This is a genomic window from Bacillus sp. NTK074B, assembly GCF_017303375.1.
Taxonomy (GTDB): domain Bacteria; phylum Bacillota; class Bacilli; order Bacillales; family Bacillaceae_B; genus Rossellomorea.
The window spans coordinates 137,181-158,994 of the sequence record NZ_JAFKOH010000010.1 but is presented as its reverse complement, the minus strand read 5'-3'; the positions used below and the strand labels follow the sequence as shown (position 1 = coordinate 158,994).

Sequence of the window (21,814 nt, the reverse complement as noted above, 5' to 3'; positions counted from 1 at the left end):
TCTCATAAAACTAAACAATGAATCCTGCCCCGATCACCCCTGAGTTGGAACCAAGCTTGGCAGGGACGATCCGGACGAGCTCTTTCAATTCCGGATACACATACTCTTTCACTTCGGACCTTAACGGTTGGAGAATCTGCTCTTCCTGACTCATCACGCCCCCGCCCAATACGAAGACGTCGGGATTGATGGCATGGGTGAGATTGGCGATGGCCATGGCCAGGTAAACGACGGCTTCATCAATAATGCTCTGGGCCGCTTTATTTCCATTACGCGCTTCGCTGAACACGGCTTCGGACCCACCCGGGATCCCATTTGATTCACCGGCTGCCCCAATGGCCGTTCCGCTTGCCAGACTTTCAAGGGCGCCTGGATTTAATGAAGGATGCTTCTTTCCATTCGGCACGACAATCATATTGCCGACCTCTCCGGCATATCCATTGGCCCCTTGAAATACCTTCCCGTTGATGACAAATCCACCACCGACTCCCGTGCTTACCGTCAGATAATAGATACTTTCATATCCGGCTCCGGCACCAAGCTTCGCTTCAGCCACCGCCGCCACGTTCGCGTCATTCTCCACCTTCACGGGTAATTTAAAATGCTCCTCGACAATTGACGCCAAAGGGATCCGGTCCCAGCCAGGTAAGTTAGGGGGAGATAGAATCGTGCCGGATCGTGCATCCAGTGGTCCCGGACAACCGATCCCGATGCCGAGCACATCCTCGTTCCCTTTCACCCTTTCAATGAGTGAAATCAAGTTAGCGATGACCTTCACCGGCCCTGCATGAGCCTCCGTCTTCTCTTTGGCTTCCTTCAGGATCCTCCCTTTGTCATCAAGGAGAGCAGCACGCATATTCGTTCCGCCCAAGTCCACCCCGATACGCAAGTTCATGACTCAACACCCCTGCCTATCCCGATTTCGAACGTCCTGTCCCAAGGCAGGTAAATGTCCTCCAGTGAAAAATGGAGATGGTATCGTTCCAAGAAGTCAGAAGCCTCCCTGCGGAACATTTCCGTCACCCTGTTCAACAGCTCTTCCCGGCTGACAGCCGACTCACCCACTACTGCACGCACCTCTTGACGAACAACTGACTGATACACATAATCATCCAATAATCGAAGGGTGATTTCAGCGTGCAGCCTTTCCTTTACCTCCGTTTCCTTCAGGGAAGGCTTCTGCTTCTGAAGATGAACCATTGCTGCCTGTGCCACGACCGTCCCCAGCGTATTCCCCGCTGTATTCCAGCCGGCAAATCCGGCAAGCTCACTCATCTTGACCCCAGACAACAGCTGTGGCAACATACGCTCATCAACCCCATTGGCATAGGCCGTATCCGCCACCGCCACCAGCTTATCCTGACGAAGATAATGAGAGATGCGCTTGATCCACTCCCCGATATTCCGATGGGGGGTGTCGACTTCTCCCAGGTATTTTTGCAGGGCCAGATCTCCCTGTCGTTTCCCCGGCACATTGACCGCGAACACAATATCCGCTTCCCCTGGGTGATGAACCGTGTACCCTCCAAAGGCGAAGATCTGCCCCTTCACCGACTCGCAGATCGGACGGTCTTCATACATGGCAGTTGATAACGCACCGGTTTCACCGCTGTAAAGTGGAAAAAATGTAGGGAACGGGACGTTTTCAAGCTGATAGATCATCTTCGCCACAAGGGTATTGGCGACTTCATCCGCTCCCGGGTAAATGAATACACGCTGAAATAATTCCCGCTCGAATACTTTCGTTAAAAGGTCTTCCTGCTCCCCGATATTCAGCCCATACTCGGACGTATCATCCTGGGGGAAAACGAGTACATCAAGGGTACCGTCTTCCACCATATCCAACAGGGAAACGTTCACACAATAGTTTTTCAGTCTCGTTGATAAGTAGTCTTCCAGAACCTCTGACGGGATCCTATTCCTGAGTTCCTGTACGTTTCGATTGGATTCCTCACACCCCGTTTTCTCAAACCGGTGAATATGGAATGAATACTCCCAAAGCTCGACTCCGTACTCACTCCAGTATTCCTTCTCTTCCTCATTGACGTAGTTATTGGAGATCCGCATGGTGGAACTGAACGCCATCAGGGCTCTGTCGGGATACTTCTCTTTTAATGAGCGGAGGATTCCGATCCGCTGTTTAATGGTCTCCTCTCCGTCGGTACAAACACGGGAAGGAACCAGTCCTCCATAACCCAGCATGTCGACGGAAAGGACAAATCCATCCACATCAGGAGCCACTTCCCAGATCCACTTTTCCAAAGCCTCGATGTCTCCGGGTTTCTTCAAAAAGCCGAGGAGATTTTTAGGCGGAAGCAGCACTTCCCAGTTGCCAATCGAAGCGATCTGCTTGGGAAGCTCCCTTGTCACCGGTCTCCCATCCACAGGCAGGAGGGCAATCTTTCTATTCATGCTTGTTTCCTCCTTTTATAAGATAAGTAGCGATTTCCTTCGGTTTTAATCGTTCCTCGTCAACCCGCACAGGTCTATGAAGAAAGTCCACCCTCTCCACGCTCTTACCACGGGAGATCAAGCTAAACACCTGATCTTGATCGGTGGGATTCCATACACGCAGCTCCACTCCATCCTCTACTCTTCTAAGTGAACTCCACTGTACGTCTTCATTATCGATTTCTACTAAACTGCCGATTCCCTTCGCTTCACCGGGATAGATCCGCGGGGGGACGCGGAACAAGTGGGCTTCCGTGGCCATGTGACTAATACTCTTATGGGGGTGGAATTCAAAAGCAGTACGGAAGGTATACGTCCCGATACACTGAGCATCCGGCGTTTCCATATTCGGCCCCGCTCCCCCTCCACGTGTCCGTAAATCATCACGGGACAGCCAGCCCACGCTCCTGATCAACGTCACATCCAGGGAATCTTCCTCTTCCATTCCGGTAACCTGGTACTCCTGCAATCCTCGATGATAGAACGAAAAGCCGCTATCCGCACGCACTAATGACAGGGAAGGCTCGACGACAACCGGTACTTCCTTTTGCTTCGCAGCATCAAACGCTTCATCCTTCTTCGCTTCCCGCTTCACCACATCGAACGCCGTGTCGCTATACGTGTAATCGACGGACGCTCCCAATGGATATTGAACGCGGAGCCTTTGATCCTTCGAGCGATTGTCGATCACATACGATACATCGATTTTCCGATCTTTTTCTTTCACAGTAAGAGTGATTTCTACAGTCGTTATGACCGTCTCTTCTGAAGGACCCGTTCGATCACTGTTCAGCCCTGACGGTGTGACAAGCTTCAGACCATATGATAATTCTTGAACGCCAGACCCTTTCCGGACCTTTCCTGTGCCCGCAAGCTCAGCCACCGTCTTCACATCGTTCACAGGCGGGGAGTAGTTATACTCATCGCCAGCGTCCAAAGTGCTGTAGATCCGCTGCAACCCTTCATGACGCTTGCCCGTTTCTTTTTCTAGTAGCGAAAGGGTTCCATCCCCGTCCAGCTCAATCGAGTAATACTCGTTTTCCATCACGCTGTCCTGTGACTCACGTATTTCTTCATAACTTCCCTCCACGACTGCAAAAGCAGCAAGTGAAGTGGCAGGAAGATCCTCCACATAAAAGTCCAGCTCATAAAACGTCCCCTCTTTAAAATCCGGAAACGCGTCCAGAGGAGAATCAAAATGCCGGCCCTTCCGCTTATTCCTGATCACAGGGGTATGAAGCTTCCCGTTCTCGTCCTGTAAACGGAACAATCTCTCTTCCTCCAGCCAAATCTCCCCAGACACCCAGCCGGTAAAAGGCCTTGGATGAGGATTGAAGACTGTAAACACGCTATTATCCTCAAACGGCTTTCTAAATCCCGTCCCTGAAAACATCGGATCCTGCACCCCCAGATGAGTGAGCGACCCCTTTTGAATCGCCCCAAGCCTCTGCCGGAGCATCATCGTCCTCGTCTCCATTTCCTTATGAACCTCATCGATGCTGCAGCCGCAAATACTGTCGTGGGGATGATTCAACAATAGAAGCTTCCAGGATTCCTCCAGGTATCGATAAGGATACTTCTCCTCACCTGCAAGCGTCGCCAGTGGTTCCGTATAGCCCGTCAGTTCATCTTCCATCTCCTGATTTTGAACCTTAAGATAGCTCCTTGCCGACAGGACATTCGGAAGGACATAAATATGCTCATTGCTTCTCATTTCCCCGACAAACACAGGCAGATCAGCCGGAATCTCAGCCTGAACGCTCTTCAGAAACGCTTCATAGGTGCTGGACACAAACTCCGCTTCCCCCTGAAGCTCATGGATCTGCTTCATCAGATTTCCATGCTTCGGCATCAGATGATCCCCGCCATTCGTCAGCAACAGCTGAGACGTTGTCGCATAAGGCGTGACCTTCTCTACATAGGACTTCAACTGCTCTTCCGGATTGTCCTCATTCAAAAGAGGCTGGTAATACCCTTCTGGCAAGAAGGCCGTGAAAACCCTGGACCCATTCGGCGCTTCCCAATGAAACTCAGACGTTTCGGGCTTGATTCCCCGCCACAAAATGGCGTTATCAATGCCGAATCCCTGTAACAGCTGAGGCATCTGACTCACGTGACCGAACGTATCCGGTAAATACCCGACCTTCTGGGGCTCACCATATTGACTCGCAATCTTCAATCCCATCTCCATATTCCGGATCAGGGACTCCCCGCTCACAAGAAACTCATCGGCCAGGACATACCACGGACCGATGATGATCTTCTTTTCTTCTATGAAATGGAGGACTTTCTCCTTCATGCGCTCTTCGCAAACCTCAAAGTAATCCTCCAGGGCAGCCATCTGTCCATCCAGGACAAATTGCTCCAACTCTCCCTTTTCAAGACCTGACACAATCCGGTCCATCACCAGGATGAGACGGTGACGGAATACTTCAAACGGGAAGTACCACTCCCTGTCCCAATGGGTCTGGAAGACGATATGACACGTCATTTTCTTGCTCATTATCCTTTCACCGCCCCTTTCATGGCTCCTGCGATGAAGTGTCGCTGCAGGATGGAGAAGAGGATGATGATCGGAAGAATCGAGATAATCGATCCTGCCGCGATGTAGCGCCAGTTAGCCGAGAACGAACCGGCGAGTGTGTTGACGCCCAGTGGCAGTGTATACATGCTCGTGTCATTCAAGATGATGAGCGGCCAGAGGAAATCTCCCCATGCCATCATGAACGTGAAAATCGCAAGTGTGACAAGTGATGGTTTAACGAGTGGCATAAGCACTCTCCACCAAATCTGAAACGCATTGGCTCCATCCATTCGTGCAGATTCGTCCAGCTCGTAAGGAATCGTAAGGAATGCCTGCCGCATCAGGAAAATCCCGAAAGCCGTGGTGGCATGGGGCAAAATCAATCCAGCATACGTGTTTTGCAGTCCTAAGTCCAGTGCCAATAAGTAAATCGGGATCATCAGAAGCTGAAACGGTACCATCATCGTACTGAGAATGAGGACGAAGACGATGTTTTTCCCGCGGAAGTTCATGCGGGCGAGCGGGTAGGCCGCCAGTGAACAGAAGACGATATTCAAGATCACCGTCACGACGGATACGACCACACTATTGAACAGGTAACGCCAGAACGGGAAGAAATCCATCACTTCCACATAGTTACCGAATGTGATCTTTTCGGGGATGAATTGAGGCGGGTATGAGAAGATATTCTCGCTGCCCGATTTGAGCGACGTGGCCAGGAGCCATAGGAATGGACCGACCATGATGAGTGTGACGAAAAGAAGCGTGGCATATTGAAGGACGACTTTCCCTACCTTTTTAACGTTTATCGGTTTTTTGACAGTTAGTTCGGTTGAATGTTCGTTACTGGTTCCAAGAGAAGGAGAACTCATGGAGAATCACCCCTTTATCGCAGATTCTTTTTTGCTCATGAACTTGATATTAATGACAGAGAAGATCAATGTGATGATGAATAACACGACGCCCGCCGCACTTGCATAGCCCATCTGCAGCTTATCGAAGGCTTCTTCATAAATGTAGAAAACGAGTGTTTTCGAACTGTTCAGCGGTCCGCCGCCGGTCATGACGTAGATTTCTTCGAATACCTTCATGGCGGAAATCGATGACATAATGGTGACGATCATAATGGAAGGCATTAATAAAGGAATGGTAATATGCCAAATTTGTTTCCATTTGCTTGCCCCGTCAATATCCGCCGCTTCATAAAGATCATCTGAAATCGACTGCAGTCCCGCCAGGTAAATGACCATATAATAGCCAAGTCCCTTCCAGATGGTGACGACCATGACGGCAAAAATGGATGTCGTCGTCGACGTCAACCAGTTCACAGGTTCAGAGATCAATCCAAGTGATTCCAATATGTAATTCAGGATTCCTTTATCGGCGTACACCCATTTCCACGCAATCCCCACCACGACCATGGAGGTGACGACCGGAACATAATAGGCGGAACGGAAGAACCCGATCCCCTTTACCTGCTGATTCACAAGGATCGCAAGGAAAATCGGCAGGATCACGAGTGCCGGCACGACGATGACCAGATATAATAAGGTCTGTCCGAGCACTTTCCAGAACAGGGCATCAGCGAACAGCCCTTTATAGTTTTCCAGGCCAATGAATTCGGCATCAGTGACGATAGTGTAATTCGTGAAGCTCAGCCAGATGGCATTGAGCATGGGATAAAAGATGAACGCACCCAGGATGATGACACCTGGTATCAAAAACAGAAATGGTGTTAACGGATGATTTCTCAAACGGACTCCCCTCTTTTCTCCATCGCTTGAAATACGAGCTTGGCAGCTCCAAGCATTCCCGCATGATTTCCCAGTACGGCAGGGTAAATGCTTGTATTAACAAAATATTCCTTCAATTTAACCTGGAAGCCGGCCCACCAATGGTCCTTGGAGTCAATGATCCCTCCCCCGATGAAGAGGACTTCCGGATCGACGCTCACAGAGATGTTGTACGCGGCGATGGCCAAATAATCCAGATAACGGTCAACCACCAGCTTGACCTTTTGATTTCCACTTGAATATTCCTTAAAAATCTCTGAGCCATGGGGGAACATTCGGTTCGTTTCGGTGAAAACGTCCTGCACAAGGGCTGTACCAGACAGATACTGCTCCAGGCATCCTTTCTTCCCGCAATTGCACGGCTTTCCATTTGGAACGAGCACAACATGTCCCCATTCCCCACTTTGATGGTGATGGCCATGTAAGACCTCACCTTGTAGGGCGTTCGCTCCCCCGACTCCGGTCCCAAGGGTCAACATGACCGCCGTTTCGGGGTTTCCTTCCCACTTCCAAAGCTCCCCAAGGAGAGCCACATTCGCATCATTATCGACTGCACACGGCAGTCCGTAGCGCGTTTCGATTTCTTCTCTTACCTGGGTTCCCTGCCACGAAGGCAAGTTGTCTGTCGCATAGACGACGGTCCCTTTCTCCGGATCCACACGACCTGCCGTGCCGACCCCGATTCCTGAAATACTGCCGTCTTTCTTCATTAATATGTCTATCACTTGAAAGATGGTATTGAGGATGCCCTCTCTCCCGTTCGAGATATCGGTGGGTACCTTTTCCCCGTGGAGGAACGTGCCATCACGATGGACAATCGCCCCTTTGACCCCGGTACCCCCGACGTCGATTCCAATGACCTTCATCGTTTCACCTGCTTACCAGTTTAATAGATTTTGTCTACAACGGCTCTTGCGGTTTTCTCCTTCATGCCAAGGGAGAACTCTTTATTGTGGAGGGCAAGTCCCGTACATAGCAGATCGATGACGAAGAGCTGTGAAATCTTCGCGATCATGGATCCACCTTCAAGAGGGGATTCCTTCCCGCCGCTTAGCAGGACCGCATCGGCAAGCTTCGTAATCGGTGAACGGGCATAGTACGTGATGGCAATGACGCTTGCTCCGTTTTCTTTGGCCAGTGTCAGGGAATCGATCGTGTCCTTCGTGCTTCCCGAGATGCTTAATCCAACGACCACATCCCCTTCTTTCACAGTGGCTGCCGTCATGGATTGGATATGGGGATCGATGACCGCATCGGACCGGTATCCGATCCGAAGGAAGCGATTCTTCGCATCCAATGCCGTCAGTCCTGAAGTCCCGACTCCGAAGAAATGGATCGATCTTGCACCGGAAAGGAGTCGGATCGCTTCCTCCAATGTTTCTTCATCCAGCTTATTGACGGTTTCATCCACCGCGTTCTTTGTATAGGAAGCAATGGATTGGATGAAGCCGGCGGGCTTACTCGGATCCGCTTCTTCTTCTTGAGACATAGAGGATAAATCCTTCGCCATCGCCAATTTAAATTCCTGATATCCCTTCATGCCGATCTTACGGCAGAAGCGCAACACCGTCGTTTCCCCCACTTCTGCTACATCGGCAAGATCTGTCACCGAGTAGTAGAGGGCTTTCTCCATTTGTTCCAACACAACCGTCGCCACTTTTTGCTCCGATTTGGTCAGGGAAGGATAATAGCTGTTAATTAACCCGCCTAATTTGCTCTTTGAGGCCGTTTGTGCCTGCATCTTGATTACCTCCTTTATTCTGGATGGATTGTACAAACCTCTTCGTGATTTCCTGGGGCCTTGTGATGGCCGAACCGACGACGACGGTGTGAGCCCCCATATCCAATGCCTGACACACTTCTACCGGAGTCGAAATCCGCCCTTCGGCAAACACCGGAATCTTAATAGTATCAACCAATTTCTTTAATAACGTAAAATCAGGATCACATTGCTGAGGTGAATACGGCGTGTATCCCGACATGGTCGTACTGACACAGTCGACCCCGAGCTTTACTGCGTGAACGGCTTCTTCATAGGTGGAAACATCCGCCATGATGGTCTGCCCTTTTGACTTCAGATACGAGATCAAGCTTTCCAGCGATTCCCCGTTCGGTCTGGTTCTCGTTGTCGCGTCAATGGCAATCATGTCCACCCCTGCTCCAATCAGTTCATCAGCTTCCTTCCTGGTAGGCGTTATGTAGACTTCACTTCCCGGGTAATCCCTCTTCACTAATCCAATGATCGGTAACTCCACGTACTCTTTAATGGCCACAATATCAACGGCACTGTTTGCCCGGATCCCAGACGCACCGCCCATGAATGCCGCCTTCGCCATTTTCCCCATCACATCCGCTCCGTGCAGCGGTTCATGTTCAAGGGCCTGGCATGACACCACAAGCTTTCCCTTTAATTGTTCAAAAACGATTTCCTTGCTGATCATCTTGTCTTCACCGTGCTTTCATTGAAATGCAGAAAGGGAGTCAGCCTCCCTTTCCGTCATTCCCTTATTTAGATAGCGTTTCGTTCCATTTCGTTTCAGCTTGATTCAATGCTTCGTCCACTGTCATATCCCCAAGCATCGCGGCATGAAGGGCTTCGTTCATCGCTGTACGCAACTCTTCAAAGTTGCTCATAGGCGGGATCAGCACTTCACTGTCCTTTAACTGACCAGCCGATACGATACGGGCTTTATCGATTGGAGTCGCATCCGCAGGCTCTTCACTGAAGTACGGATCATCAAGAGCCGTTTCAATCGATGGCAGGATCGCTGTCTGTTTATCAAACTCAACCTGGTTCTCCGCATTCGTCAAGAAGATGGAGAAGTCCACGGCTGCCTGCTGGTGCTCCGATTGCTTCGGCACCACGACGTTCATGGCCGCTACGTTTTTCTTGTTCGTGTCACCTGTGATGATGGGAGCCGTTCTTGTTGCTTTTAAAATATCAGGAGCATTTTCTTCTACGATCGTCAGGAATTGTGGACCTGAAGGCAGGATCGCGATTTCACCCGCTTGATACAAATCGATCGCTTTAGAATGCCCTTCCGTTAACACTTCACGTGGAATCAGATCATTCTTGTAAAGATCTACAAAGAAATTGAATGCTTCTTCCCCTTCTGCCGTGTTGAACGTCGCTTTCGTCATATCTTCATTCGTTAAATCCACGCCCATCATGACCATCGTTTCAAGAAGATGACTTCCATCAAGAGCCGGGAAGAACGCGTATTTACCCGTTTTGTCTTTAATGGTTTTAGCCACTTCCTGCAATTCTCCGAACGTAGCCGGTGCTTTCTCCGGATCAAGTCCCGCTTCCTTGAAGATATCTGAGTTATACATCGTTACCTGAGAAGACAGGTACCAAGGAATACCGAACGTCTTTCCGTCGAATGTGTTGGAAGACCAGATGTTTTCGAAGTACTTACTCTTCACATCTTCCGGAACCATTTCATCCATATTGACCAACGCATCAAGCTCTGCAAGTTTCGCCGCGAACTGTGGATTCAAATTCGCCACGTCCGGAGCCGTTTTGGAAGCGACAGCTGACAGGATCTTCGTCTCCATATCACCCCAAGGAATGTCCACCCATTTCACTTTCACATTCGGGTTTTCCTTTTCGAAATCAGCAATGACCCCATTTAAGTAATCATCAAACGTTGGAGATAACTGCATCGTCCAGAATTCAATCTCCACCGGATCCTCTTTCGTTCCTTCTTTCTGTTCCCCTGAAGAGCTTGATTTGCTGCTGTTACAGGCAGCTGTAAATAGCATAGCAAACATCAACATAAGCGTTAATAGAAACTTTCCATTTTTAAACATATTATTCATCCCTTCCCCTTTTGGTTGTGACGGTTACCCCTTTGTAAGAAAATAGTGCAGTGCCCTTGGAAGATCTCTTCTCCAGAAATCCCATAGATGGTCTTCATCTTCTTCGTAATATGTATGATTTTCTGCGATGGGTGGAAGCGCCTCATAGAGAGTGCGATTAGCGGATAGAATCGGGAAGGTCTCGCCTGTCAGTGGATAGGTGACCGATTCCTCAAGGCTCCCGACTACCTGATACACATTCCAAGGTACTTTTGTTTCAATTTTCCGAATTTTATCGACGTGAAAATCGATGAATGCACCGGATTGAAGGAGCAGGTGCGTCCATCCTTTCGGCTCTTCACTGGCAAGCGCAAGACAAACGGCGGCTCCAAGGGAATCTCCCAACAGACCTTTCTTGCGAATGTCTCTCCCTGTTTCTATGATCTGCTTCTCTATGAACGGAACAAGCTCTTGATGAAAGAAGTGAATATAGCTGTGATGTTGAGTTCCCCGTGGATGATAGGTATGATAGCGTTCTTCTGAAGTGGATGGCGGGACGAGTATAAGAAGGACATGAACATCCCGTCTGCCTTTTTCTTTGAGGACATGATGCCACGCGTCTTGAAGCTTCCCCAGCCTGACATAATCCATCCCATCCTGCACATACAAGACATCTACTGCTTGACTCTGACCCTCGAGAACTTCCAAGGAATAATAGACTTGTTTCTTGCCCAGGATTCGACTACTGATCTGGTGTTCTTCTAAGTTTGAAATCAATGAAACCATTTTCCCCCTTCCATGGTTTAGATTTCCCAGCTTGTTTCTATCCTAGCATATGAAAGCGCTTTTGTGAATATGTTCTCCATTTTTTATTTTTTTGGTGGAATAATGCTCCACAATTGACCATACTGGTGCCTTGAACACTCAGCTCTGAGGGCCCTGTACCTGTTTTTATACGTGTGACACAATGATCTCCATGTTGCCTTCCAATTCAAAACGTTCCATTCCTGATGGTAAAATAAAGTGATCTCCTTTGTTCAAGGGCAGCTCTACTCCATCGACATGGAGGGTTCCCCCGCCTTCTATTACACTGGCAAGCTGAAAGAGTTGATCCTGTTGGAACACGGACCGGCCATGAATGCTCCATTTATACACCGTGAAATAATCGGCCTGCACATACGTGGTGATCTCTGCCCCGTCACGCTTCTCCATCATCCGCTTCACTTCAGGGCTTTCATGTGGGATCGACGTAACATCAATCGATTGACGGATATGCAGCTCACGCGTCTTCCCCTCTTGATCCCTACGGTCATAATCATAGAGCCGATAGGTCGTATCCGAGCTCTGCTGGGTCTCAAGAACCAACGTCCCTTTACATAGGGCGTGAATGGTTCCACTCGGGACGTAGAAGAAATCCCCCGGCTTGATCGGCACCCGCTGGAGAAGATCTTCCCACTGCCCCATTTCAATCATTCTCTCAAACTCTTCCTTCGTCCCGGCACGATGACCAAAGATCAGCTCGGCATCCTCATCGCAATCAATGACATACCAGCACTCAGTCTTCCCGAGTTCCCCGTTTTCATTTTCCTTCGCATAATCATCACCCGGATGAACCTGAACCGAAAGATCATCATTGGCATCCAGGATCTTGGTGAGTAACGGAAACACCGGCGAAGGATGATCACCGAACCATTCCCGCTTTTCCTCCCACAGCTCCCCCACCGTCTTGCCGGCATGTTCACCGTTCTTTACAGTGCTCTGCCCATTCGGATGCCCGGATATCGCCCAGCACTCCCCGGTGAGCTCTGAAGAAATTTCATAATCAAACTTGGACTTAAGCGTTGTGCCGCCCCATATTCGTTCGTGGAATACGGGTTTTAGAAATAGTGGTTGATTCATAGCAGCCTCCTCATAAATGGATTTGCCCCGCCCCACATGAGAAAAAGAAGGGACACTTGGTTACTATGATTCATGTTCCATATGTATGAATGAAAACCCTTTAATTATTTTTAGTTTTTGGAAGCAGGTGGACGGTTTTTCTGCTTCCAAAAACGTTTAAAGTGTCCAGGAAAGAAACAAGAGAATCGTCACCTGCCCACCTGGAAGTACGTAAAAAAGACCGGCTTGGCCGGCCTCTTTACTCACAAGAAATACTTAAATCATTTCAACAACCAAGTGGGGATCTAATCTTAAATCCCGTAGTAGTCTCTCAAAAGTAAGCGCGAGAACCGTCCCATTACAACGTCGTCAAATACATAGACAACGCCGGAAAGTAGGTGATGATCAATAGATCTAGGACCATTACAATAATGAATGGTGTGACGGCCCTGATCAGCTTGTCGTAGGATATATCCGCTATGCCCTTTACGATGAAAAGGTCCAGTCCAACAGGCGGTGTGATGAGTCCGATCGACAGGTTGACGACCATGACGACTCCAAAGAAGATGGGATCAATTCCCACACCGATGGCGATCGGCAGGAGTAGTGGAGTTAAGATCGTGATGGCGGCGGAGGCATTCAGGAAACATCCTGCGATAAAGAAAATAATGTTGAACATGAGCAGGATCAACCACTTATTTTCAGAGACACTCGTGACCAGTTGAGCCAGCTGCTGGGGAATCTGTTCCGCGGTCAATAACCATCCGAACAAGTTCGCTGCTGCAATGATGAAAACGACCATGGCCGTCATTTTCCCCGCTCTCAGGAACGAATCGGGAATGTCCTTCCAATCCATATCTTTATAGATGAATTTATTGATGATGAAGGCGTAGGCAGCCGCTGCCGCTCCGGCTTCTGTCGGAGTGAAGATCCCTCCGCGGATACCGACGATGATGATCAATGGCAGCACCAATGCCAATGCCCCTTCAAATAATGTTCTTCTAAATGAGGCAAATTCGAAGCTTCCCGCTTCTTCAGAATAAGCGTTTCTTCTCGTGATCCAATAATTCAGCATCATAATGGAAAGCCCAATCAGGATGCCGGGTACGATTCCTGCCGTAAATAAGTCCCCTATGGAGACCCCGGCCGTCACCCCATACACGATCATCGGGATGGATGGGGGAATGACAACGGCGATCGTCCCAGCACTTGCCACTGTCGCTGCAGCAAATCCTTTGTCATATCCCTTCTGTTCCATCATGGGGATCATCATTTTCCCCACGGCGGCAGTATCGGCAGCCCCTGAACCTGAAATCCCTGCAAAGAACATACTGGTGAGAGTCGATACCTGTGCCAGCCCTGCGCGGATCCACCCCACAGTGGCAAACGCAAAGGCCGCGATCCTCCTCCCCATACTCCCCGACATCATGAACTCACCCGTCAGCATAAAGAACGGAATCGCCAGTAATGGAAACGAGTCTGTAGAGGTGATCAATCGCTGGGGAATCACCTCGAGAGGTACATAATAGATACTTGCCAGAAATCCCGCAACCGACGCCCATATTAACGACATCGCAATCGGGACCCCTATGAGCATTAATAGAAACAGTACACCAAGTGCCACTATTGCAACGGTCATGCCATCTCCCCCTCTTTATCTTTATCCAATATTAGATTGCTCGTGCCGGACTTCCTCTACGTCTATTTCACTATCGCTTATGGAATTCCCCTGTGTCATCTCTGCAAAATTGGCCAAACAGTGAACCAGGCAAAACACCGAGCATACCAGCACCGAGCTGTATATCAGGGTCATATTGATTCCCATGGCCGGGGATATTTGGTGTGTCGTGAAGGCAAGGATCCTGCTTCCGAACAGGATCAAGAACAGGAACATCACGGCGTTAATGGATTCTACCATGTAGTTCAGCACTATTTTGTACCGATCGGATAAATAATGGTGCAGAATCTCCACTTGGGCATGGCCTTTCGTTTTGTACATGATTCCGATTCCGAGGAAGACAATCCAGACAAATAAATACCGGATTAATTCCTCCCCCCAAGTCAAGTTAAAACTGCTAAAATCAATCGTTGGCAATGAGTTTCTCACCCATTCACTTTGCAGGACGAACCGGGAAAACACTTGATAAACGGTCACAATGAAGGCAACCATGAAGAAAGCAATCATCATCCATCTGCTAAACCGGTCAATGTTCCTGCTTAATGTCGTAACGAACGTGTACATGAAAACTCCCCCTTTTTATTCCCTGAGACTCTCAATCCGGTCAAACAAGTCTTTCCCCAAAGAATCTTCAAATTCTTCATAAACGGGTTCGACCGCTTTTCTAAATGATTCCCGATCTGGGTTTTCTTCGATCTGAATATCAGTCTTCTTTAAATCTTCGAGAAGCTTCTTTTCATCTTCAAGTGCGGACTGACGTTCATATGTGATCGCTTCTTTCGCTGAATCTGTGACGACTTTCTGGAGGTCTTCCGGGAGGGTATCGAATGTTGTCTTGCTCATGATGAATACCGCTGCATCATAGTTGTGGGCGGTTAAAGACAGGTACTTCTGAACTTCGTTGAATTTATTGAGGTAAATCTGGGCAAGTGGATTTTCCTGACCATCCACAACATGCTGCTCCAGTGCCGTGTATAACTCCCCGAATGGAATCGGGACCGGTGTGGATCCAAGAGCCTTGATGAAGGATATATAAGGAGGGGACTCCTGCACCCGTAATTTCATGTTGGCAGCATCGGCACTTGTCTTGATGGGCTTTTTGTTATTTGTCATATGGCGCCACCCGTTTTCCATATAACCAAGATTAATAAGTCCTCTATTCTCTAAATCCGATGCAATCTCCTTTCCGATATCCCCGTCCAGAACTTTAAAGGCGTGTTCCCTGCTTTCAAATAAATAAGGAAGGTTGAGCACATTGAACTTAGGGGCAAAGTTTGTAACCGGAGCGACAGACCCGATGTGAAAATGAATGGAGCCGATCTGTGCCCCTTCAATCTGGTCACGCCCGTTCCCTAATTGGCTGCTTGGAAAGATATCGATCCGTATCCGTCCATCTGAATTCTTTTCCACTAATTCTTTGAATTTCAGAGCTCCTTTATGATAGGGATGTGTCTCAGTCTGCAAATGGCCAAGCCTTAATACATATTCCGCTTCGTTCCCATTCCCTTTCGCCGTATTGGAACAGCCACTGACAATGATAAGAATCAAAACCATTAATAATGCCAAGTACTTCTTCATTCAACAACCTCCTGTTTCCAATAATGTAAGCCCTTACAATTTGTTGGATGGGAAATCTATGTTGAAATATCTGGAACTCGTTGTTAAGTAAAGGGGGTTGACCGTTGATCTTTTTTTGATGTCATAACGCTCAACTTCCACTAGGTACAGTCACCCAACCACTACTACTATATTATTTTTAATTTTCAAAATAATCAATACTTTTTTCAATCATTTTACAAAATTTCATTGAATCAATGATCATCTAGTGGTTTAATTAACTTATATTGGTTGGGTCACTGTACCAATAATAGTTTAAAGGGGGTCTCATAATGGGGCAAACGGGAGCAACGAAGGAGTATAGTGTTTCATCGGTTTCAATCAAACCTCAACAAAAAAAGAAGTCTTTTCGATTAAAGAAAGGGTGGGCAAAAGGCGTGTTGTTAACCGCCCTGCTCGCTTTCATATCCGGGACGATTGCCGAGTATCCGTTCTTCTCCATTATGGGGGTGATGATCATCTCCATCCTGATGGGGATGAGTTGGAAAGGGGTCATGGACATCCCTCAGGATGCATATCCCGGCATCACCTTCAGCAGCAAAATCTTGCTCCGTGCAGGGATTATCCTGATGGGATTAAGACTGAATGTGGAGCAGATTGCTTCAGCAGGATTTTCGGTTGTCCTGGTGGACGTCATCGTCATTGTCTTTACCCTTGCTTTCATGATGGCATTGGGGAAATTACTTAGGATCGACCGTCATATTTCCGCATTGATCGCCGTCGGTACAGCCGTATGCGGGGCTGCTGCCATTGTTGCGGTTGCTCCTTTGATCGGGGCGAAGAAAGAAATGACGGCCATTTCGGTGGCGTTCATTGCCATCATGGGGACCATCGTGACGATCTTTTACACCTTCCTTTACCCCCTATTAGGCCTCTCCCCCCATGATTATGGTGTACTGACAGGATCGACCCTTCATGAACTGGCCCACGTCATAGCGGCGGCTGCGCCTGGCGGTGATATGGGAAGTGATACGGCTATCCTCGTCAAGCTAGGACGTGTGGCACTTCTCATACCGGTGGCTATCATACTCGGAATTCTGTTTAATAAGACGGACTCGAAAAAAACAGCTGAAAAACGCGCTTTTAAAGATCTACCGGTGCCCTGGTTCATATTTGGGTTCTTGTTTATGTGCTTCATCAATACCATCGGATTCCTCCCAGCGGCCGTGACACAAATGCTGATAGCCCTCAGCATATTCCTTCTCTCCATGGCCATGGCGGGACTTGGATTAAGCGTCAACTTTTCTGAATTCAAGAAGCTCAATTCGAAGGTATTGGCTACGGGGGTGACCGGTGCGATTGCATTGGTAATTCTGGGATTCCTATTGACGAAGCTTATTTATTAAAAGTTTCTTATAGAGGTTGAGCCACTAAACATGGTAAACTGAAGGTACTGGAATGAGGTCCTTTTTCCCCTAAACGGATGTCAGGGCCTCGATTCTATCGAATACTGATACCATTTCAATAATGGATTGGGGTGACCTTATGGAATTCAATCGAAAAGGCATATCTGAGCAGGTGGCAGATAGCATTAAGAAGAAGATACAGGACGGAGAATATAAAGTCGGAGATAAAATCCCCGGAGAACGGGAAATGGGCGTGGAGCTTTCCGTCAGCCGAAATACAGTGAGGGAAGCATATAAAATCCTGGAGGCTTACGGTTATATTACAGCCAAGCATGGAACTGGTGTGTTTGTTGCAACCAGGGAGCATCAGATTCAAAAGATGACAGAAGCATTCTTTGTTTCGACGGACCAGATCGATGATTTCTTCTCGGTCAGAAAGATCCTGGAGGAGTGGACCGTGAAATGGTCTATCGAGAATTCAAGTGAAGAACAGTTCAGGGAACTTGAACAGATCATCGAAGAAGCCAATGAAAACCTGCAGGGTCATCCGGATTACGCCAGGCTAGCCGAGCTTGACCATAGGTTCCATCTCACACTGGCCAACAACTCGAACAACGTGGTGTTGATACGGATCATGAACTTCCTGATTGATTTGTTATCAGAGTCCAGGACCAAGTCCATCCAGATCCCGGGCAGGGCACTGCAATCTGTCCAGGAACATACGAAGATCCTGGATGCCATGAAGCAAAATAATATCAACCTTGCACAGAAGTATATGAAAGAGCATATTGAAAGCGTTGAACGCTCCATCAGGGAAAACATCGAGACCAGTTAAACACATGAAGAAACCAGCTTCTCCTTCAGAAGCTGGTTTTTTCGGTCCTATTTTTTAATAAATGCCTTAGTGGAGACAGCTTCGGGAAATCGTATCCCATAGGTCCTGCCCAGAGATTGTAACTCCTCTGCCACACTACTGGACAAGTCAATGCCGCTTGCCAATCGTCTATCGTACTCCCTCTTCCGTCTTTCACCTGGATACCGGATCTCCGTGGTACCCGGAGATGGAGGGACGGCCTTCATTTCCCCCAATAAGCCCTGGATGGAAGCATAGAAAACTTGAGGATTCATGAATTTCTCAATATCCATAAGGATGAAGAAATGGCCGACGTTGGCATGTTCTTTTTCATCCTCCTCATATATGCTTTTCACATGAGGGCCGAATGCAGCCCCCGTTAAGAGAGCGGTCAGGATTTCGACTGCCAGGGCAAGGGCCGATCCTTTTGCGCCTCCAAGGGGAAGAACGGAACCGCTGAGTGCCGCCTTTGGATCGGTGGTCGGTTCCCCGTTCCCGTCCATCGCCCAATCGGATGGGATGCTTTGTCCCTGTTTCTCTGCCAGAATGATCTTCCCTCTTGCAACAATGCTCGTCGATAAATCGATGATCACAGGCTTTTCATCCCCTGTGGGAAATCCGAATGCGATTGGATTTGTCCCGAAGAAAGCCTCCCTTCCTCCCCAGGGGGCGATCCCCGGTGGAGAATTGGTAAAACCGATGCAGGCAAGGTTTTCTTCACACGCCAGCTGACAGAAATAAGAGGCGGTCCCGAAATGGTTGCTGTTTCGGATGGCGATGGCGGTGACCCCGCTTTCCTTCGCCATCTCTATCCCTTTGTGAATGGCCTTTGAGGTGACCACATGACCAAGTCCATTATCCCCATCCACGACGAGGACGGATGGGCTTTTCTCATTCATGCCCACACTTGGATTCACGTTGATCCTGCCGTCCTCAAATCGTCTGAAATAGATGGGGAGCCTGCTGATGCCATGGCTGTCCACCCCTTCAAGGTTCGCTTTCAGGAGGGAATCTGTCACGACCTCGGCATTCTCCCTGAACATGCCGGCCCCTTCCAACACATCTAAACAAAATTGACGTAAGTCTGATTCATTGTACGTACCCATAATCGACTCCTCATCCCATCATATTCTCGTTCACAAATTGAATCCCTGCACATACAGAATGTGCAGGGAATAAGAATCAAGCACTGCGATACAGTTTCGTCATGACGAATTCCTTATGACCCAGTGCCTCGGCGGCCGTCAGTCGCCCATTCACGGTCCGGCAAATCATGTCCATCAGCTGATCGCCCGCTTTTTCGAGGGAGATCTGACGGGACAACAATCCCTGGACATCCACATCCACATGCTCGCTCATTGTGCCTGCAGTAATGGGGTTCGCGGTAATTTTGACAACCGGTTCAATCGGGTTGCCGATGATATTCCCTTGTCCGGTCGGGAACAAGTGAAGCACGGCTCCGCCCGCCGCCATCAATGTAATACATTCAGCCGCTGCCGAAGAGGTATCCATGAAATAAAGACCGTTCCCGTTCTGAGGTGCCTCGGCAGGATCCAACACACCGATCACGTCCTTCGTTCCCGTCTTAGCGATGTTTCCAAGTGCTTTTTCCTCAATCGTCGACAGCCCTCCGGCGATATTCCCCTGAGTCGGCTGGGACCCAAGCAGATCGACTCCTTTGGAATCAATTTCCCCTACATAATCGTTATACACGGCCATGAATTTCTCATGAAGCTCCGGAGTCGCCATGCGGTCACGAATCAGGTGCTCCCCACCTGTTAACTCTGACGTTTCACCGAAGAACACGGTCGCACCGGCATCGACAAGGCGATCTACGGCCTGGGCTACGGTCGGACACGACCCAAGACCTGTTGTCGTATCGGATTCTCCACATTTGATGCTGACGGTTAAATCTTTCAGCTCCACCGGCTCTTTCTGAAGTTCCGATGCCCATTGTACATATTCTTTTGCCTTCCAGGAAGCGGCGCGGATCGTTTCCAAATCACCATTTCCTTCAATAGAAAAATATGATACAGGCTTTCCGGTTTCTGCAATGCCATCGGCGATTTTCTTCGACCAGTTCTCCTCTATTCCAATGACGACAACCGCCGCCACATTAGGATTGGAACCCGTTCCGATCATCGTTCTGAAATGCAGATCCAAATCCGGTCCATATTGAAGCCTTCCATACGCATGGGGAAGGGCCAATGTTCCCTGTACCTGCCTTGAGACTGCTTCACAGGCTGCATTTGAAATATCATCCACAGGCAAAATAATGACGTGATTGCGAATTCCTACTTTTCCATTTTCTCTGCGATAACCATAAAGTGAATGTGTCATCCTTACCACCTCGCCGTTTTAATATTATGAGTATGAACGTAGTCGCCCACTTCCCATTTTTCTGTTGTTAGTCCGATTTGAACCCCGTATTTCATGACCGGCTCATCCTTTTCCAATGAAACCAGTGAGATCTTATGACCTAGTGGTATATCCCCATTCGATGTCACTTCCACCTGTGAATTGTCATCCATACAGATTCCAACCACTTTCTCTCCTGCCTGGATCGGAGTCGTCGCCACCCCTACATGATCCCCGTTATGATGGATGAGAAATTTATGTGTGCTGACAGCTGATCCTTCCTTCTCTTCCGTAATTGCTCCAACTTGACCATTTTGACTCATGAATACTGCCTCCCTTTAATTGGTTGAGTGACCCAACCACTTAATGTAACTACTTTTATTAAACCACCACATTCAGCTCCAGTCAATGTTATAGTTATAATTTTCAGAATTTATTTTCGACAAAATTCACACGGTACAAAGAGAATGCTCTCCCTTTAATACTTTCCCTATTTCTTTTGCCACTAAGAAGGATGTGCGTACCTGGGATTCTTCCGTCAGACCTGCAATATGTGGAGTGATCGTGATGTTTTCACAAAGAAGAAGGGGGTGGGTTTCCTGGATCGGCTCGACTTCCAATACGTCAAGATAAGCCCCTGAGATTTCCCCATGCTGAAGGGCGTCTGCCAAGGCTTGTTCGTCGATGATGCCGCCCCGTGAAGTGTTGATGATAGTAGAAGAAGACTTCATCAAGTGCAGTTGGGATGTTGAAATCAGATGATGAGTCGATTTGGTGAGGGGGACATGAAGGGATACGAAATCCGCTTCTTTCAAGACATCATCAAGGGATTCCTTTAGCCCGACGCCTGTCTCCGATACGATATGGTCATAGTCTGCTACAAAGGGATCGTAGCCGATGACGTTCATGCCAAAAGCGCCAGCACGCCTTGCCACTCGATGCGAGATCTCCCCAAGACCTACCAACCCGATGGTTTTTTGAGAAATCTCTTCACCCGTATACCTCTTTCGATTCCAGGACCCACTCCGGACATCCTCATGAGCAAAATGAAGAGGTCTTGACGCACTCAGGATAGCCGTCATCACATACTCCGCAACTGAAGTGGCGTTGGCATGCCGGGCAAACACGACTTGTACCTTTTTTTCCTTTGCGTATGAAAGGTCTATATTATCCAACCCTACACCAAGCCTCCCAACAGCCTTTAGTCTTATTCCGGCGTCCAGCAGCTCCCGATTAACCTTGGTCTGATTACGTACGATAACCGCGTCATATTGAGGGATTACAGCCAGCAGCTTATCCTTGTTTGCCCAAAGGGTTTCATCATAATCCACTTCGAACCCTTGATCTTCAAGCTCATTGATGCCCTCTTTCCAAATCAGTTCTGTAATCAATGCTTTCATATAACCTTCCCCCTTTTATAGTTCCTCTTTTGGCTGAGTGACCCAACCAATACCTCCCTTTCATTTAACCATGTTCCATTATATGGGTCAATATTTTTTGACGGGGGAGTAGAGT

Annotated in this window: 20 protein-coding genes; 2 read left to right on the top strand and 18 right to left on the bottom strand. The window is 48.5% G+C overall.

Features of this window, described 5'->3' with window-relative positions:
• Positions 1-10: 10 nt before the first annotated feature.
• From JI667_RS16960 to JI667_RS16895, 14 genes are all read right to left on the bottom strand, one after another.
• Positions 11-895 (bottom strand): ROK family protein, encoded by an 885-nt coding sequence (locus tag JI667_RS16960; protein ID WP_206857316.1) that lies wholly within the window; start codon positions 893-895, stop codon positions 11-13.
• Positions 892-2,412, bottom strand: a complete 1,521-nt coding sequence (locus JI667_RS16955) for a DUF4127 family protein (protein ID WP_206857315.1) — start codon at positions 2,410-2,412, stop codon at positions 892-894. The genes JI667_RS16960 and JI667_RS16955 overlap by 4 nt, the downstream gene beginning before the upstream one ends.
• The gene (locus JI667_RS16950) at positions 2,405-4,954 is read right to left on the bottom strand and encodes an alpha-mannosidase (protein WP_206857314.1); all 2,550 of its coding nucleotides are present in this window, start codon (positions 4,952-4,954) and stop codon (positions 2,405-2,407) included. The genes JI667_RS16955 and JI667_RS16950 overlap by 8 nt, the downstream gene beginning before the upstream one ends.
• Positions 4,954-5,847, bottom strand: coding sequence for a carbohydrate ABC transporter permease (locus JI667_RS16945; protein WP_206857313.1), 894 nt, complete (start codon positions 5,845-5,847; stop codon positions 4,954-4,956). Before JI667_RS16945 ends, JI667_RS16950 begins: the two co-directional genes overlap by 1 nt.
• 6 nt (positions 5,848-5,853) lie before the next feature.
• Positions 5,854-6,729: a carbohydrate ABC transporter permease gene (locus JI667_RS16940; RefSeq protein WP_206857311.1), complete on the bottom strand. Its 876-nt coding sequence runs from the start codon at positions 6,727-6,729 to the stop codon at positions 5,854-5,856.
• A complete protein-coding gene (locus JI667_RS16935) occupies positions 6,726-7,634 on the bottom strand; it encodes an ROK family protein (protein WP_206857310.1) in 909 nt (302 codons plus the stop codon). The genes JI667_RS16940 and JI667_RS16935 overlap by 4 nt, the downstream gene beginning before the upstream one ends.
• Positions 7,635-7,654: 20 nt before the next feature.
• On the bottom strand, positions 7,655-8,509 hold the full coding sequence (locus JI667_RS16930; RefSeq protein ID WP_206857309.1) for a MurR/RpiR family transcriptional regulator: 855 nt from the start codon (positions 8,507-8,509) through the stop codon (positions 7,655-7,657).
• Positions 8,463-9,209: an N-acetylmannosamine-6-phosphate 2-epimerase gene (locus JI667_RS16925; RefSeq protein ID WP_206857308.1), complete on the bottom strand. Its 747-nt coding sequence runs from the start codon at positions 9,207-9,209 to the stop codon at positions 8,463-8,465. The genes JI667_RS16930 and JI667_RS16925 overlap by 47 nt, the downstream gene beginning before the upstream one ends.
• A 64-nt stretch (positions 9,210-9,273) precedes the next feature.
• Positions 9,274-10,590 (bottom strand): ABC transporter substrate-binding protein, encoded by a 1,317-nt coding sequence (locus tag JI667_RS16920; protein ID WP_244668365.1) that lies wholly within the window; start codon positions 10,588-10,590, stop codon positions 9,274-9,276.
• Positions 10,591-10,614: 24 nt separating this feature from the next.
• Positions 10,615-11,355, bottom strand: a complete 741-nt coding sequence (locus tag JI667_RS16915; protein WP_206857303.1) for an alpha/beta hydrolase-fold protein — start codon at positions 11,353-11,355, stop codon at positions 10,615-10,617.
• 165 nt (positions 11,356-11,520) lie between these two features.
• A complete protein-coding gene (gene manA, locus JI667_RS16910; protein ID WP_206857302.1) occupies positions 11,521-12,468 on the bottom strand; it encodes a mannose-6-phosphate isomerase, class I in 948 nt (315 codons plus the stop codon).
• Positions 12,469-12,805: 337 nt separating this feature from the next.
• Entirely contained in the window at positions 12,806-14,086 is a 1,281-nt protein-coding gene (locus JI667_RS16905; protein ID WP_206857297.1) for a TRAP transporter large permease, read from the bottom strand.
• 21 nt (positions 14,087-14,107) lie between these two features.
• Positions 14,108-14,689 (bottom strand): TRAP transporter small permease, encoded by a 582-nt coding sequence (locus JI667_RS16900; protein ID WP_206857295.1) that lies wholly within the window; start codon positions 14,687-14,689, stop codon positions 14,108-14,110.
• A 15-nt stretch (positions 14,690-14,704) separates the two neighbouring features.
• Entirely contained in the window at positions 14,705-15,703 is a 999-nt protein-coding gene (locus tag JI667_RS16895; RefSeq protein WP_206857293.1) for a DctP family TRAP transporter solute-binding subunit, read from the bottom strand.
• Positions 15,704-16,014: 311 nt separating this feature from the next.
• On the opposite strand from JI667_RS16895, the gene JI667_RS16890 reads away from it, so the two are divergent.
• Together JI667_RS16890 and JI667_RS16885 are read left to right on the top strand one after the other, a co-directional pair.
• Positions 16,015-17,088, top strand: a complete 1,074-nt coding sequence (locus tag JI667_RS16890; RefSeq protein WP_206857290.1) for a YeiH family protein — start codon at positions 16,015-16,017, stop codon at positions 17,086-17,088.
• Positions 17,089-17,227: 139 nt separating this feature from the next.
• Positions 17,228-17,923 carry a FadR/GntR family transcriptional regulator gene (locus JI667_RS16885; protein WP_206857288.1) on the top strand — a complete coding sequence of 232 codons (696 nt, stop codon included), beginning with the start codon at positions 17,228-17,230 and terminating at the stop codon, positions 17,921-17,923.
• 47 nt (positions 17,924-17,970) lie between these two features.
• On the opposite strand, the gene JI667_RS16880 is transcribed toward JI667_RS16885, so the two are convergent.
• From JI667_RS16880 to JI667_RS16865, 4 genes are all read right to left on the bottom strand, one after another.
• Positions 17,971-19,047 (bottom strand): Ldh family oxidoreductase, encoded by a 1,077-nt coding sequence (locus JI667_RS16880; protein WP_206857287.1) that lies wholly within the window; start codon positions 19,045-19,047, stop codon positions 17,971-17,973.
• A 76-nt stretch (positions 19,048-19,123) separates the two neighbouring features.
• Complete coding sequence (locus tag JI667_RS16875; RefSeq protein ID WP_206857286.1) at positions 19,124-20,281, bottom strand: UxaA family hydrolase; 1,158 nt, start codon at positions 20,279-20,281, stop codon at positions 19,124-19,126.
• A gap of 2 nt (positions 20,282-20,283) precedes the next feature.
• A complete protein-coding gene (locus JI667_RS16870) occupies positions 20,284-20,622 on the bottom strand; it encodes a UxaA family hydrolase (protein ID WP_206857283.1) in 339 nt (112 codons plus the stop codon).
• A 126-nt stretch (positions 20,623-20,748) separates the two neighbouring features.
• Complete coding sequence (locus JI667_RS16865; RefSeq protein WP_206857281.1) at positions 20,749-21,699, bottom strand: hydroxyacid dehydrogenase; 951 nt, start codon at positions 21,697-21,699, stop codon at positions 20,749-20,751.
• Positions 21,700-21,814: the final 115 nt, after the last annotated feature.

Excerpts from the sequence above, each read along its gene's own strand:
- JI667_RS16905 (WP_206857297.1), bottom strand. The coding sequence starts at position 14,086 with ATGACCGTTGCAATAGTGGCACTTGGTGTACTGTTTCTATTAATGCTC.
- JI667_RS16935 (WP_206857310.1), bottom strand. The coding sequence starts at position 7,634 with ATGAAGGTCATTGGAATCGACGTCGGGGGTACCGGGGTCAAAGGGGCG.
- JI667_RS16960 (WP_206857316.1), bottom strand. The coding sequence starts at position 895 with ATGAACTTGCGTATCGGGGTGGACTTGGGCGGAACGAATATGCGTGCT.
- JI667_RS16920 (WP_244668365.1), bottom strand. The coding sequence starts at position 10,590 with ATGAATAATATGTTTAAAAATGGAAAGTTTCTATTAACGCTTATGTTG.
- JI667_RS16880 (WP_206857287.1), bottom strand. The coding sequence starts at position 19,047 with ATGGGTACGTACAATGAATCAGACTTACGTCAATTTTGTTTAGATGTG.
- JI667_RS16885 (WP_206857288.1), top strand. The coding sequence starts at position 17,228 with ATGGAATTCAATCGAAAAGGCATATCTGAGCAGGTGGCAGATAGCATT.
- manA (WP_206857302.1), bottom strand. The coding sequence starts at position 12,468 with ATGAATCAACCACTATTTCTAAAACCCGTATTCCACGAACGAATATGG.
- JI667_RS16950 (WP_206857314.1), bottom strand. The coding sequence starts at position 4,954 with ATGAGCAAGAAAATGACGTGTCATATCGTCTTCCAGACCCATTGGGAC.
- JI667_RS16925 (WP_206857308.1), bottom strand. The coding sequence starts at position 9,209 with ATGATCAGCAAGGAAATCGTTTTTGAACAATTAAAGGGAAAGCTTGTG.
- JI667_RS16895 (WP_206857293.1), bottom strand. The coding sequence starts at position 15,703 with ATGAAGAAGTACTTGGCATTATTAATGGTTTTGATTCTTATCATTGTC.
- JI667_RS16915 (WP_206857303.1), bottom strand. The coding sequence starts at position 11,355 with ATGGTTTCATTGATTTCAAACTTAGAAGAACACCAGATCAGTAGTCGA.
- JI667_RS16865 (WP_206857281.1), bottom strand. The coding sequence starts at position 21,699 with ATGAAAGCATTGATTACAGAACTGATTTGGAAAGAGGGCATCAATGAG.
- JI667_RS16900 (WP_206857295.1), bottom strand. The coding sequence starts at position 14,689 with ATGTACACGTTCGTTACGACATTAAGCAGGAACATTGACCGGTTTAGC.
- JI667_RS16870 (WP_206857283.1), bottom strand. The coding sequence starts at position 20,622 with ATGAGTCAAAATGGTCAAGTTGGAGCAATTACGGAAGAGAAGGAAGGA.
- JI667_RS16890 (WP_206857290.1), top strand. The coding sequence starts at position 16,015 with ATGGGGCAAACGGGAGCAACGAAGGAGTATAGTGTTTCATCGGTTTCA.
- JI667_RS16945 (WP_206857313.1), bottom strand. The coding sequence starts at position 5,847 with ATGAGTTCTCCTTCTCTTGGAACCAGTAACGAACATTCAACCGAACTA.
- JI667_RS16930 (WP_206857309.1), bottom strand. The coding sequence starts at position 8,509 with ATGCAGGCACAAACGGCCTCAAAGAGCAAATTAGGCGGGTTAATTAAC.
- JI667_RS16955 (WP_206857315.1), bottom strand. The coding sequence starts at position 2,412 with ATGAATAGAAAGATTGCCCTCCTGCCTGTGGATGGGAGACCGGTGACA.
- JI667_RS16875 (WP_206857286.1), bottom strand. The coding sequence starts at position 20,281 with ATGACACATTCACTTTATGGTTATCGCAGAGAAAATGGAAAAGTAGGA.